Source organism: Actinoplanes sp. KI2, assembly GCF_025630775.1.
Classification (GTDB): Bacteria; Actinomycetota; Actinomycetes; order Mycobacteriales; family Micromonosporaceae; genus Actinoplanes.
Map to the genome: position 1 here is coordinate 113,496 of NZ_JAOSZE010000023.1, position 13,752 is coordinate 127,247.

The following is a 13,752-nucleotide window of genomic DNA, read 5'->3' on the forward strand; positions in this document are numbered from 1 at the left end:
ATGGCGGACGGGTTGATCGGCCGCGACAGCGAGCTGTCGCAGTTGTGCCGTCTGGTCGATCCGCCGCCGGCCGCGAGCGAGGTCCGGGCCCTGCTGGGCGAGCCAGGAATGGGCAAGACGGCACTGCTCGCGGCGGTGACCGAGGCCGCCCGGTCGGCCGGTCTGCGGGTGCTGACGGTCGCCGGGCGGGAGTCCGAACGCGACCTCGTCTTCGCCGGGCTGCATCAGCTGCTGCGGCCGGTCCTCGCCCGGGTGCCCACGTTGCCGGGGCGGCAGGCGCAGGCCCTGCTCGGCGCGTTCGGGATCGCCCCCGAGCCGGTGCCGCCGGATGCGCTGCTGACCGGGATCGCCGTGCTCACCCTGCTGTCCGGCCTGGCCGAGGACCAACCGTTGCTGGTGGTCGTGGACGACGTGCAGTGGCTCGACCGGGCCTCGCTCGATGTGCTCACCTTCGTCGCCCGGCGGCTGGAGTGCGAGCCGCTCGTGCTGGTGCTGGCCGGCCGGGCGGGCGTCGGCGACCTGCCGGCGCTCGTGCTGCGCCCGCTGACCCCGGCGGCAGCCGGATCGCTGCTGGACGCGCAGCCGCGGCCGCCGCGCGGATTCGCCCGGGAGGTGGTGCTCGCGCAGGCCGCGGGCAACCCGCTCGCGCTGATCGAGCTGACGAAAGCGATCGCGAACGACCCGGCCGCCGTTCGCCGCTGGGTGTCCGACCCGATGCCGCCGCAGCAGCGGCTCGGCGCCCTGCTCTCCGCGCGGGTGGGTGCGCTGCCCGCCGGGACGCGGAAGGTGCTGCTGCTGGCCGCGGTCGGCGACCTGCCGGGGCTGGACGCCGCGGCCCTGGCGCCGGCCGAGCGGGCCGGGCTGGTGCGGGTGGACGCGTCGGGCGTGCACTTCGCGCATCCGCTGGTGCGGGCCGCGGTCTGTCACGGGGTGCCGTTCGCCGCCCGGGCGGCGGCGCATCGGACGGCCGCCGCAGCGCTTCGCGACCGGCCCGACCGGCACGCCTGGCACCTGGCCGCGGCGGCACTCGGGCCGGACGAGCGGGTGGCCGCGCTGCTGGAGCAGAGCGCGGACCGGGCGCAACGGCGGGGTGGCGCGGCCGCCGCGGCCCGCGCTCTGGAGCGGGCCGCGGCGCTCAGCCCGATCGAGACCGATCAGGCGCGGCGGTTGCTCGCGGCCGCCGCGCTCGCGCAGAGCGCCGGACAGGCCGATCGGGTACGCGACCTGGCCGAGCGAGTCCTCGCGGCGACCGGCGATCCGGCGATGACCCGGGCGGCGCGGGAACGGATCGGATGGGCGCAGGTCCGGTCGGGTCAGCACGCGCCGGCGCTGGAGACGCTGCTGTCGGCCGGCTCGCCGGCCGCGCTCGGGTTCGCGGCCACGGTCGCGCACCAGTCGGGCACGCCCGCCGATCGGACCGCGGTCCTGCTCGCACTCGATCGGATGCCGGGGCTCTCCCCCGCACTGCGGCAGTGGGTGCGCGCCTGTGCCGAGTCGTTCGCCGGCCGGCTGCCCTTCACCCGGGCCGGCGGCGACCCGGTCATCGCCGGTTCGGCGGCCTGGTTGCTGGAGGAGAGCGAGGAGGCGGTACGGCTGCTGCGCGAGGCGCTCGACCGGCTACGCGCCCCGGGCACTCGCGGCCGCAGCGGCGGGGCGTTGTCGGCGCTGCACTGGGCCTGCTTCGACGCGGGCCGGTGGGACGAGGCGCTCGCAATCGCCCGGGAGGCCCAGGACATCGCGTCGGCATACCGGCTCGCACCGGTCGGCGCGTCGGCCGGCCTGCTGGTGGCCACGGTGTCGGCGATGCGCGGCGAGTATTCGCTGGTGCACGATCTGCTGGCCGGGGCGATGACCGACGAGTACCGGTCGTCGGCCGCGCGGGCCCGGCACACCTCGGGCATGGTCGCGCTCGCCCAGGGCAACGCCGCGGCCGCGTACGCGCATCTGCGGCACCTCTTCGCCGACGGCGAGGCGTTGCATCATCGGGTGTCCTATCTGGGCATCGCCGACCTCGCCGCGGCGGCCGAGCGGATCGGGCAGCGCCGGCTGGTCGAGCGGGCGCTGGCCACGGTGCCGGCCGACTGCGGTCCGCGGCTGCGGCAGATCGTCGGCCGGGCGCACGGCCTGCTCGGCGAGCCGGCGAGCTTCGAGGCCGCGCTCGCCGACCCGGCCGGGGAGCAGTGGCCGCTCGAACGCGCTCAACTGCGCCTCGACCACGGTGAGTGGCTACGCCGGCAGCGGCGGATCAACGACGCCAAGCCGGTCCTCACGGCGGCGCTGGAGACGTTCCGGCGGTTGCGGGCGCGGCCGCTGGCCGGGCGCGCCGAGGCGGAGCTGCGCGCCTGCGGAGTGCCGACGCCGGTCGCGCCGAAGGGCGATGCGCTCGCCGAGCTCACCGCGCAGCAGCGAGAGATCGTGGTGCTGGCCGGACGCGGGCTCACCAACGCGGAGATCGCCGATCGGCTGTTCCTGTCGCCGCGAACGGTCGCGTCGCATCTGCACCGGTCGTACCCGAAATTGGGTGTCGCCGGGCGGCGTCAGCTCCGCGACCTGATCTGACTGCTGGGCCGCCTCAGCCCAGCCGCCCGGCGGCCCAAGCCCTTCTCGGTGACGGCACCGGGGAGAATCTGGCCGGCCTGAACATCACCTCCGGCGTCCAAACCCGGGGCTACGCCACCGGCGTCATCACCACGACCCGCTAGGCCGTCACGAAGCTGGAAAACCAGGGCCTGACCCGGGCGCCGCCGTAGAGCGGCAGGCCGGCCCGCTCGGGGGTGAGCCGGGCGCGCCGCGTGGTGAGGAAGTCGCGGGCCTCGCTGCGGTGATCCATGCGCTCGACGCTACGTCCGCCTGCCCCGGGCAGGGAGGGCCTGGCGGTACCTCCCGCCCGTCTGATCTATCCCTCTCGCGCGGCCAAAAGGTGTACTTGCCTATATCGATCTCTTGTTACGCTCGGCGACCATGAGATCTGACAGGGGTAATCTCACGTCCCGCCTGGTGGCCGCCGGATCGGCTGTGCTGCTGGGGCTCGCCGGTGCCGCGATCGCGGCCGACCCGGCCTCCGCCTCCGGCCATCACCCGACGCCCGGATCCGCCGGCCTGGGCGACCGGTTGTATCCGTTGCTGGGCAACGGCGGATACGACGTCCAGAACTACGACCTGAGCGTTTTCTACCCGAAGAAGGACCCGGCCCAGCAGGTCCGCGGCAACGTGACGATCACGGCGGTCGCCACGCAGTCGCTGTCCCGTTTCGACCTGGACTTCGGCGGGGACGGCGTCGGCAAGGTCACGGTGAACGGGCGGCCCGCCGCGTTCAGCCGCTCCGGCGACGAACTGATCATCACGCCGCAGCGGCCGCTGGACAACCACCGCCGGTTCACGGTCACCGTCTCCGGTTTCACGGCCACGCCGATCTCGCCCAACGCGAACTCGCCGGCCGGCTTCGTGACGACGCCGGACGGCACGATCATGGCCGGCCAGCCCGACCAGTCGCACCAGCTGTTCCCGAGCAACGACCACCCCCGCGACCTGGCCACGTACACGATCACGATGACCGCGCCGGTGGGCTGGACCGCGACCGCGAACGGCCAACCGATCCGGACCACTCAGCGCGGCGGCTACGTCACGTCCACCTACCGCGAGTTCCACCCGATGGCCGCCGAGCTGATCCAGCTCGCGGTCGGCGACTTCGTCACGGTCAACCGGGCCCCGGTCAACGGCATCCCGATCCGGGACGTCGTGCCGCGCCGGCTTGCCGACAAGCTGCTGCCCGAGGCGGCCGACGAGCGCAACGAGGTCGCCTGGATGGAGAGCAAGGTCGGCCGGTACCCGTTCGAGCGATACGGATCGCTCGTGATCGACGGCGACCTGGGCTTCGCGCTGGAGACCCAGACGTTGTCGCTCTACGACACCACCTGGTTCAGCCTCCCCACGGTGATCCTCAACCCGGTCCTCACCCACGAGCTCGCGCACCAGTGGTTCGGCGACAGCGTCGCGCCGTGGGTGTGGAGCGACGTCTGGCAGAACGAGGGGCACGCCACCTGGTACGAGGTGCTCTACGCGTACGAGACCGGCACGCTGAAGGAGTACGCCGGCGTGACCACGCTCGACGACTACTACAAGCGGGCGTACGCCAACGGTGACCGGTGGCGCGCCCGGTACGGCCCGGTCGCGTACCCGTTGCGATCGGACTCGATCTGGGACGTCTTCAACCCCAACGTGTACGACGGGGGAGCACTCGCCCTGTTCGCGCTCCGGCAGAAGATCGGGGTCCGCGATTTCGAGCGCCTCGAGCGTGCCTGGGTCGCCAAGTACCGCGGCCGGTCGGCCTCTACGCAGGACTTCATCGCCCTCGCCTCGCGCGTCTCCGGCCAGGACCTGCGATCGTTCCTGAACGATTGGCTGTACGGCTCGAAGACCCCGCCGATGCCCGGTCACCCGGACTGGACCACCACTGCGGTGTCGTCGAGCGCGGTCGCGCCCGCGCTGCATCGCTGAGGTCGTCTCCGCCTCCGCGGTAACTCCGGTTACCGCGGAGGCGGAACTGCGGCGGGTTCTGCCGGGCAAGTGTGCCGCCGGGCCGTAGTGTCCGGGTGTCACCCATGCGAGGGGAGTGCCGTCGTGGCGGCTCAGGGGCACGGAGCGCGGGACACGGTGCGTCTGGCACTGATCGTCGGCGCGCTCGGCGTCGTCTTCGGCGACATCGGTACCAGCCCGATCTACACCGTGCAGACCGTCTTCAACCCGGACGACCCGCATCCCGTGCCGGTCAGCGTCGAGAACGTCTACGGCGTGGTCTCGCTGATCTTCTGGTCGGTCACGATCGTCGTCACCGTGCAGTACGTGCTGCTCGCGATGCGCGCCGACAACGACGGCGAGGGCGGCGTGATGGCGCTGATCACGCTGTTGCGGCGCTCGGGCGCGTTCCGTGGGGGCCGGACGGCGGCCTGGCTGGCGGGGCTGGGCATCTTCGGCGCCTCGCTGTTCATCGGGGACAGCATGATCACGCCGGCCATCTCGGTGCTCTCCGCCGTCGAGGGTCTCAAGATCGTCGAGCCGTCGTTCGCCGAGGCGGTCGTCCCGATCACCGCCGTGATCATCGTCGTACTTTTCCTCGTGCAGCGCCGCGGCACCGCGGCCGTCGGCCGGGTGTTCGGCCCTGTCATGATCGCCTGGTTCGTCACGATCGGGGTGCTGGGCGTCAACGGCATCGCTCACCATCCCGCGATCCTCAAGGCCCTGTCCCCGACGTACGCGCTGGGGTTTCTCTTCGGTCATTTCGGCATCGCCTTCTTCGCCCTCGCCGCGGTCGTGCTCGCGGTCACCGGCGCCGAGGCGCTCTACGCGGACATGGGTCACTTCGGCCGGAAGGCGATCAGCCGGGGATGGCTCATCCTGGTCTTCCCCGCGCTGGTGCTGAACTACTTCGGACAGGGCGCGCTCGTCCTCGGCGACACCGCCAACCTCAGCGGCCCGTTCTTCCTGCTTGCTCCCGGCTGGGCGCGGCTGCCCCTGGTGCTGCTCGCCACCGCGGCCACGGTGATCGCCGCGCAGGCCGTGGTCACCGGCGCGTTCTCGGTCACCTCACAGGCCGCCCAGCTCGGCTATCTGCCGCGACTGCGGGTGGCGCACACCAGCGAGAAGGAGATCGGTCAGATCTACGTGCCGTGGATCAACTGGCTCCTGCTGGTTTCGGTGCTCGTGCTGGTCTTCGCGTTCCGCAGCTCGGCCGCCCTCGCCTACGCCTACGGCATGACCGTGACCGGCACGATCACCATCACCGCGTCGCTGTTCTTCTACATCGCCCGGCAGCGATGGAAGACGCCGCTCTGGCTGCTCGTGCCCGGTGCGGTCGTCATCCTGTCGGTCGACCTGCTGTTCGTTGCGGCCAACCTGACCAAGTTGCTGCACGGCGCCTGGCTGCCGCTGCTGATTGCGCTGCTCGCGTTCACCGTGATGGCCACCTGGCAGAAGGGGCGGGAGATCGTCACCGCCAAGCGGCAGCGCACCGAGGGGTCGCTGACCGACTTCGTCGAGGAGCTCCGGCGGAAGGGGACATCGATTGCGACCGTTCCCGGCACCGCAATCTTCCTCAACCGCGGCAACCAGACCGCGCCGCTCGCGATGCGGGCGAACGTCGACCACAACCACGTCCGGCACGAGCACGTTCTAATCATTTCGGTCGAGACGTTGCCGGTGCCGCGCCTGCGCGACGACGATCGGATCGAGGTCGATCCGCTCGCCTACGAGGATGACGGCATCTTCTTCGTGCGCATGCGGTTCGGGTACGCCGAGACCCAGGATCTCCAGGCCGCCCTGGGTCAGCTCGACCCCGACACGACCGAGGGCCGCCTCGAGCTCGAGGACGCCTCCTGGTTCCTCTCGAAGATCGAGCTGCGGCGGGGCACCGAGCCGACGATGGCCGCCTGGCGCAAGCGGCTGTTCATCGCCACCTCCTACATCACGGCCGACGCCGCGGAGCACTTCGGGCTGCCCCGCGACCGCACGGTGATCATGGGCTCACACATCGAGGTCTGAGGTTTCGGTTTGCCCGTTTGCGGCACAAACCGGGCGATCTCCCCGCCCCCGGACTGATGATCGGCTTGTCCTTCCGGCCTTAGGCAACGTTCAATCGTGGGGTGAGCGACGAGGGCATGCTGGGACGGATCCGGAACGGGCTGATCGGGCAGGGGGAGGTGCTGGACGGGCCGTTCGGGCCGCGACGCATCACGTACGCCGACTACACGGCCTCGGGGCAGGCGCTCGACTTCATCGAGGACTTCATCCGCGACCAGGTGCTGGCCCGGTACGCCAACACGCACACCGAGGCCTCCGCGACCGGGGCGCAGACCGGGGCGTTGCGCGAGGAGGCGCGGGCCCTCATCCACCGCAGCGTCGGCGCGGACCCGGCGCACGTCGTGATCTTCTGCGGTTCCGGGGCAACCGCTGCGGTGGCCAAGCTGGTCGGGATCCTCGGGCTCCGGATTCCCGAGGGACTCGACGACGCGTACGGGTTGAGCGCGCACGTTCCGGCGCAGGAGCGGCCGGTCATCTTCGTCGGTCCGTACGAGCACCATTCGAACGAGCTCCCGTGGCGGGAGTCGATCGCCGACGTGGTCGAGATCGAGTCCGATCACAGCGGCCACGTCGACCTCAGCGCGCTCGCCGACGCCCTGCGGAAGTACGCCGATCGCCCGCTGCGGATCGGCAGCTTCTCCGCGGCATCGAACGTGACCGGAATCCTGACAGACACCGACGCGGTCTCCCGGGTGCTGCGCGAGCACGGCGCGCTGTCGGTGTGGGACTACGCCGCGGCCGGCCCGTACGTGCCGATCTCGATGGCCGGCAAGGACGCCGTCTTCCTGTCGCCGCACAAGTTCGCCGGCGGCCCGCAGACACCCGGCGTCCTGGTGGTCGACCGGCGGCTGATGACCAACCGGGTACCGACGATCCCGGGCGGCGGAACCGTGGCCTATGTCGATCCGACCGGCCACCGGTATCTCACCGACCCGGTGGCGCGGGAGGAGGGCGGCACGCCGGCCATCGTCGAGTCGATCCGGGCCGGGCTGGTGTTCGCGGTCAAGGACGCCGTCGGCGCCGCCCGGATCGAGGAGCGCGAGCACGAGTTGTGGCAGCGGGCCCGGGCGCGGTGGGGGTCGGCGCCACGGATCGAGATCCTCGGCGACCTCGACGCGCAGCGGTTGTCGATCGTGTCGTTCCAGGTGCGGGCGGGGGAGCGGTACCTGCACCACAACTTCGTCGCCGCGCTGCTGAACGACCTGTTCGGGATCCAGGCGCGCAGCGGGTGTTCCTGTGCCGGGCCGTACGGGCACCGGCTGCTGGGGATCGACGAGGCGCACTCCCGGGAGTTCCGCGGGGAGATCGTCGACGGCTGGGAGGGCATCAAGCCGGGCTGGTCGCGGCTCAACTTCAACTACTTCATCACCGACACCGTCGCCGACTACCTGATCTCGGCGGTCCTGCTCATCGCCGAGTACGGCGCGCGGCTGCTGCCGGAGTACCGGTTCTCACCGCGGACCGGGCGATGGACCCACGTCGAGCATGTCGCCCCGCAGGTGCGGCTGGCCGACCTGCGGCTCGGCGCGGACGGCACGGTCACGATGCCGCCGCGGGCCTCGGTCTTCGCCGGCGAGGACGCCCTGGCCGGCTACCTCGCCGAGGCACGGGAGATCATGAGTTCGCGGCCCGAGCCGGTCGACGGCGTACGCCTGGACCTGCCGGCCGCCTTCGAGAAGCTGCGCTGGTTCCTGTTGCCCGACGCCTGCCTCTAGTGAGCCTGATCCGGATCGCTCTCGCCGGCTGCGGCGCCCTGCTCGGTGCCGCCGTTCTGCTGGTCACGGTGGTCAGCCTCGGGCCCGGCCATTCGCGGGCCCAGGAGCAGGTCGGATACCTGTGGACCAACTACGGTCCGCGGCTGGCCGTGCTGTCCGCGGTCGCGGCGGTGGTGGCCTGCTGGGCCGCGCCGGCCGGGCGCGCACGGCTGGTCGTGGCGGTCGTGACCGGCCTCGCGCTGCTCGGCGCCACGACGCAGGTCGGCCGGGTCGTCGCCGCCACGGTGCGGGCCGGCGGGTCGGTCAACCTGCTGAGCGCGCTGGCGCTGTCGCCGGACAGGTCGCGCGACCCGGACGCGTGGGCGGTCTACCACCGGGTCGATGGCCAGGATCTGCGCGTCGCGATCTGGCTGCCCGCCGGCGCGCGGGCCACGGCCGCCAGGCCCTCCCCGGCATCCCGGGCGGAGGCGTGGTCGCCCACCGGCGCGCCGGTCATGTTCGCGATTCACGGCGGTGGGTGGATCGACGGCAACGGGACGGCGGCCGATTACGGTCCCGAGGCGGCCTGGTGGACGGCGCGCGGATGGCTGTTCGTGAGCGTCGACTATCGGCTCTCCAGCCCGGCCCGCGCCACCTGGGACAAGTCACCCGCCGACGTAGCGTGCGCCCTGACCTGGACCGCCGCCGCCGTCGCCCGCTATGGCGGCGACCCGAGCACGATCGTGGTCCGCGGCGACTCGGCCGGCGGCAACCTGGCCATCAACCTGGCCTACTCGGCCGCGCAGCACGCGGCGATCTCCGTCTGCGCCGGGCCGGTGCCGGTCCCACGGGCGGTGGTCGCCTTCGCGCCGGTCGTGGACCCGGAGAACGCCTACGACCACGGTGTGCCGCAGCCGGGCGCCGATCCCAAGGTGTTCATCGGCAACTATCTGGGCGGCCCGCCGCGGCAGTTTCCCGACCGGATCCGATCGATCTCGTCCGCGACCTACCTGTCCGCCGCCGCGCCGCCGACGCTGATCATCGAGCCGGTCGAGGACGGCTTCATCCCGTCCGAGGCGGTCTTCGCGTTCGCGGCCGAGGCCAGGGCGGCCGGCGTGACCATGACGCTCGTCCGCATCCCGACCACCAATCACTTCCCCGTGTACGCCGAATCACCGGCCGGCCAGGCCGACCGCACGATCACCGCCGCGTACCTGAAAGACCTGCTCGGTCAGAGTTGAGCGAGCACCTGCTCGGTCGTGCGCACGTCACCGAACCGCGGCAAGGTCACGGTGAGCGCGTGCTCGTGTTCCGCGGCCGTCATCCCGCTCATCGCGTCCGCCGCGAACACCACGTCGAACCCGTGATCGGCCGCCGCCCGCGCCGTCGACTCGACCCCCATGGTCGTGGCCAGCCCCGCCATGACGACGGTGTCGACGCCACGGTCCCGCAACCGCTCGGCCAGCCCGGTGCCGTAGAAGGCGCCGATCGTCCGCTTGACCACCTCGATGTCGCCCTCGCGCGGCGCGATCTCGGGCACGAACCCGCTGCCCGGCGGCTGTTCGGTCACGTTCGGCCGCTCGACCCGCACGACCACGACGGTGCCGCCGGCCTTCCGCAGCGCCGTGGCCAGCTCGGCGGTGCGAGCAACGACGTCGGCTCCGCGATGCGGCCCCAGGTCCAGCTCGACGATCCGGGGCATCAGGTCCACGGCGATCAGGGCGGTCCGACCGGCCACGAGCGTCATGCCGCGAGCCTACGGGTGTGCGTATTCGTTCCGATCCGCGGCCGGTCGAGTGCGAGCGGCGGCGATGATCGCCAGCAGGCCGGCCAGGACGATCGGGAAGCCGATCGTCAGGATGGCGGCCAGACCCAGCCCGAGCAGCAGCACACCCGCGGCGATCAGGGCCGGCCGGCGGGCGGGGGCCGTGGGCAGCGCGCCGTAGAGGGCCAGCAGGGCGGCTACCGCGAGCCCGGCGACGAACCAGATCGCCGGGGAGTTGCCCTGCTCGTGGATGAGCCAGAGGTAGACACCATTCATCAGCAGGGCGATAGCGCTGGTTAGCGCCGCCCACAGTCGCCCGGAACGCATGCCTCATCGTGACAAACGGCCGGCGACGCTGTCGATCCCGTGCGGACCCGAGTGGCCCACCGGACAGTGACGGGCGGCCATCGACGATGACCGCCCGTCGTGAGGCGTCAGCGCACGGCGTACGCCCGGATGACCGTCTGGGTCACCGTGTTGCCCTTGGTGTCGGCCGCCGTGACCCGCAGGGACGCGAAGCCCTTGGCCCGCGGGTTCAGCACCGTCGCGACCCGGTGGTCGCCGATTCCGCACACCAGGGCCGGCCGCCAGGTCCGCCCGTCGTCGAAGGAGACCTCGACGCGCAGCGACCGCACCGCGCCGGCGGCCGAGCCCGGCTGCCGCTCGACCGTCAGCGGGACGTCGAACAACCGGCCGCCCGGCGCCGAGTTGGCCGCATCCAGTCGCGGGCTGAACCGCACCGTCGTGAGCGGCAGCCGTGCGGCCTCGGCGGTGTGTCCGGACCGGAACGTCCACACCCCGCTGACCGAGGTGGCCAGCGTGTGTGGTGCGCCGCGGGTGGAAGTCGCCGTCAGCCGGTAGTTCGCGGCGCCCGGCGGCAGGTCGTAGTCGGTGCCCTCGCCGACCTTCGTGCCGTCCCGGTAGAGCTCGACCGTGTCGGCGTCGACCGTCGAGCCGCCCGGGTGGCCGCCGCCGTCGCCGAACATCGGCACCACCGCGATCAGATGGTCACCGTCGCGGGTCGCCCACAGGCCGGAGTACGGCGGCTGGGTGACGTTCGGCCCGAACACCGGAGCGTTCCAGTTCTCCTGGTACACCCGGCCGGCGTGCCGCGGCGTACGGCCGCTGACGTTGTCGCTGAGAATGGCCGGGAAGTCATCCCCGACGGCCGGCGACTGCTGCATGAACTCGCCGCTCCACGGCGCTTCCGTGTTCAGGTACTCGGTGCGGCGGAACGGGAGATCGAACGGCACGAACGTCATCCAGCCACCGCTGTTCTCGGTGTACTGCGCCATGTTGCCCTTCACGCCCTCGGCGCCGCTCGCCTCCGCCGCGAACGTGGTCCGGAGCGTCGCCAGCTCCCGGAGCCGAGGCGATCGGACCAGGCCGTGGAACATCCGGCCCGGACTGAAGTACGCGAGATCGACCGTGTACGGGCTGTTCCGGTACGTCCCCGCCGCACCCGGATCGGCGAACGACCCGGTCACGCCGCCCACGAAGATCGAGCTCGACGCCTCGTTGATCCGCCCGGCGTACAGCGTGCTGAAGTCGTCCCCGAGCAGACTCGCCGAGATCCCGAAGGCCGGCGCCGACCATTCACCGTCGACCGCGGCGAGCAGCGTCCCCGCCCCGGCCTGCGGCGGCTTGACCCGCACCGGAGCCGCCTTCCGCGCGTCCGCCGGGATCGTCAGGGCCTTGTTCACCTCGATCTGGCTGGCGACGACCATGCTCGCATCGGTCTTGCCATGGTCGATCCAGGCGAACGCGCCGTAGCGCCCCTTGGGCAGCCGCAGCTTCACGACCGCGTCGGTGCCCATCACGTCGAACGACTCGAACGTGTCGAGATTGAACAGTCCCATGAAGTGCTCGCTGTTCGGCGTGCCGTCGCGGTTGGTGAACGCCACGCTCACGTCGTAGCTCTCCACCTCCTTGTCGACGCCGATCGGGGTCTGCACCCGCGCCCCGCCGGCCGCCGTCGCGGTCAGGTAGCCGCCGATCGGCCCGTCCGGCACGGCGTCGGTGCGGGTGTTCGCGGTGACCGTGGTCGACGCGGTCCCGCCGGCCGGCACGGTCAGGTGGGTGTCGGCGACCGAGAACGGCGCGGCCGGGGCGGCGATGGTCAGGTTGACCGCGGAGGTGCCCGAGTTGCGGTAGGTGATCGGCCGGACGACCGGCTGGTCGTCGGTGTGCGGCCACGCCTGCAGCCCGAAGCTCAGGCTGCCCTGATCGGCCGTGATCGTTTGGGTGATCTCCCGGGCGACGTCGACCCGCCCGGCGCCCTGGTCGAAGGCGTTCACCCCGTCGGTCGGCTTCGCCGAGCCCATCAGCGTGTTCTTCCGCAGCCGAGACGACCAGCCCGGGTGTTCCTGGGTGAGTATCGCCGCGGAACCGGCGACATGCGGCGTCGCCATCGAGGTGCCGGAGAGCGCCACGTACCCGGCGACCGGCGCCGGATCGCCGATCGTCCCGTGCGCCGCCTTGGCGGCCACGATGTCCACGCCGGGCGCGGTGATGTCCGGCTTGAGCGCGTGGTCGCCGGTCCGCGGTCCGCGGCTGGAGAAGGGCGCCAGCTGGTCCTCGCGGTCGACCGCCCCGACCGAGAGCGCGTCGTCGGCGGTCGACGGCGAGCCGACGGTGCCCTTGCCGCCGTCGTTACCGGCCGCGATCACGAAGAGCGTGTCGTACTGCCGGGTGAGGTCGCCGACCGCCTGCTCGAGCGGATCGATGTCCGGCGTGTCGGTGCCGCCGAGGCTCATGTTGATCACAGGTGCGCGGGCCGCCGCCCACGCCATCCCGGCGAGGATCGCCGAGTCGTCGCAGAACTCGGTCGAGCACACCTTGCCGATCAGCAGCTTGGCGCCCGGCGCGACCCCCTTGTATCGGCCGCCGGAGGCCGCTCCCGTCCCCGCGATGATCGACGCGACGTGCGTGCCGTGTCCCACCTCGTCGTCCACAGTGGGCGAGTCGGTGAAGTTCTCCGTCCCGGCGATCTGCCCGGCCAGGTCCGGATGGGTCTGGTCGATCCCGGTGTCCAGGATCGCGACCGTCACCCCGCGACCGTCGTAGCCGGCCTGCCAGGCGGCCGGCGCCCCGATCTGGGGCACGCTGTGATCGAGGCTGATCCGCCGCCGGCCGTCCAGCCAGACCCGCTGCACGCCATGGCCGAGCACGCGCCGCTCGCCCGCACCGGCGGTGAGCGCCCGCCACAGGGAAACGCGCTGCGTGACGTCCGCGCGGACCGCGAGGGTGCCGACCGCCGGGATGTCGCGCGTCACCCGCGCTCCGCCCGCGGCGAGCGCGCTGCGCGTCTCGGCGGCGCTGCTCCTGCCGTAGCCGACCAGCAGGCGCAGATCACTCCGGCCGCCGAGCTGGCTCAGGTCGAACAGTCGCTTGTCAACCTTGCCGGCCTGCAGCAGCGCGAGCGCGTCGGACGGGATGACGTACTGGTGCCCCCCGATCGCTTCGCGCAGAAACCGGATGTTCGCCCGCCCCGGGCCGCGCGTGACCGAGATGTTCCGGCCGTGCACCGTGACCCGGTCCCCGGTGATCAGCGTGACCGAGGTCGTCGTCCCCGGCGGCGCGGCCGCACCGGCGGTCGTGCCCGCGGCCGTGCCACTCCCGGCCGGAGCGGCGGCCGCCGGGGCGGACAGCCCGGCGACTCCCAGTGTCGTCACCAGCATGACGGCGTGCAGTCTTCGTCGACGCATCTATGCCTCC

9 protein-coding genes are annotated in these 13,752 nt (G+C 72.2%); 5 read left to right on the forward strand and 4 right to left on the reverse strand.

Annotated elements, in window-relative coordinates; all coding sequences use genetic code 11:
• A complete protein-coding gene (locus ODJ79_RS24570; RefSeq protein WP_263025909.1) occupies positions 1 to 2,559 on the forward strand; it encodes a helix-turn-helix transcriptional regulator in 2,559 nt (852 codons plus the stop codon).
• A 139-nt stretch (positions 2,560 to 2,698) separates the two neighbouring features.
• Here the strand turns inward: ODJ79_RS24570 and ODJ79_RS24575 are convergent, their stop codons facing one another.
• Positions 2,699 to 2,830 (reverse strand): hypothetical protein, encoded by a 132-nt coding sequence (locus ODJ79_RS24575; RefSeq protein ID WP_263025910.1) that lies wholly within the window; start codon positions 2,828 to 2,830, stop codon positions 2,699 to 2,701.
• A 131-nt stretch (positions 2,831 to 2,961) separates the two neighbouring features.
• Between ODJ79_RS24575 and ODJ79_RS24580 the strand changes: the two genes are divergently transcribed.
• From ODJ79_RS24580 to ODJ79_RS24595, 4 genes are all read left to right on the forward strand, one after another.
• Positions 2,962 to 4,497 (forward strand): M1 family metallopeptidase, encoded by a 1,536-nt coding sequence (locus ODJ79_RS24580; protein ID WP_263025911.1) that lies wholly within the window; start codon positions 2,962 to 2,964, stop codon positions 4,495 to 4,497.
• Positions 4,498 to 4,653: 156 nt separating this feature from the next.
• Positions 4,654 to 6,537, forward strand: coding sequence for a potassium transporter Kup (locus ODJ79_RS24585; RefSeq protein WP_263025912.1), 1,884 nt, complete (start codon positions 4,654 to 4,656; stop codon positions 6,535 to 6,537).
• A 101-nt stretch (positions 6,538 to 6,638) separates the two neighbouring features.
• Positions 6,639 to 8,291 carry an aminotransferase class V-fold PLP-dependent enzyme gene (locus tag ODJ79_RS24590; RefSeq protein ID WP_317620697.1) on the forward strand — a complete coding sequence of 551 codons (1,653 nt, stop codon included), beginning with the start codon at positions 6,639 to 6,641 and terminating at the stop codon, positions 8,289 to 8,291.
• On the forward strand, positions 8,291 to 9,511 hold the full coding sequence (locus ODJ79_RS24595) for an alpha/beta hydrolase (protein ID WP_263025913.1): 1,221 nt from the start codon (positions 8,291 to 8,293) through the stop codon (positions 9,509 to 9,511). The genes ODJ79_RS24590 and ODJ79_RS24595 overlap by 1 nt, the downstream gene beginning before the upstream one ends.
• Here ODJ79_RS24595 and ODJ79_RS24600 read toward each other — a convergent pair.
• The 3 genes from ODJ79_RS24600 to ODJ79_RS24610 all read right to left on the reverse strand — a co-directional run bounded on the left by ODJ79_RS24600 (position 9,502) and on the right by ODJ79_RS24610 (position 13,742).
• Positions 9,502 to 10,017: an isochorismatase family protein gene (locus tag ODJ79_RS24600; protein WP_263025914.1), complete on the reverse strand. Its 516-nt coding sequence runs from the start codon at positions 10,015 to 10,017 to the stop codon at positions 9,502 to 9,504. The genes ODJ79_RS24595 and ODJ79_RS24600 overlap by 10 nt on opposite strands.
• Positions 10,018 to 10,026: 9 nt before the next feature.
• Entirely contained in the window at positions 10,027 to 10,311 is a 285-nt protein-coding gene (locus ODJ79_RS24605) for a hypothetical protein (RefSeq protein ID WP_263025915.1), read from the reverse strand.
• A gap of 158 nt (positions 10,312 to 10,469) precedes the next feature.
• Positions 10,470 to 13,742, reverse strand: a complete 3,273-nt coding sequence (locus tag ODJ79_RS24610; protein WP_263025916.1) for a S8 family serine peptidase — start codon at positions 13,740 to 13,742, stop codon at positions 10,470 to 10,472.
• Between the last annotated feature and the right edge of the window lie 10 nt (positions 13,743 to 13,752).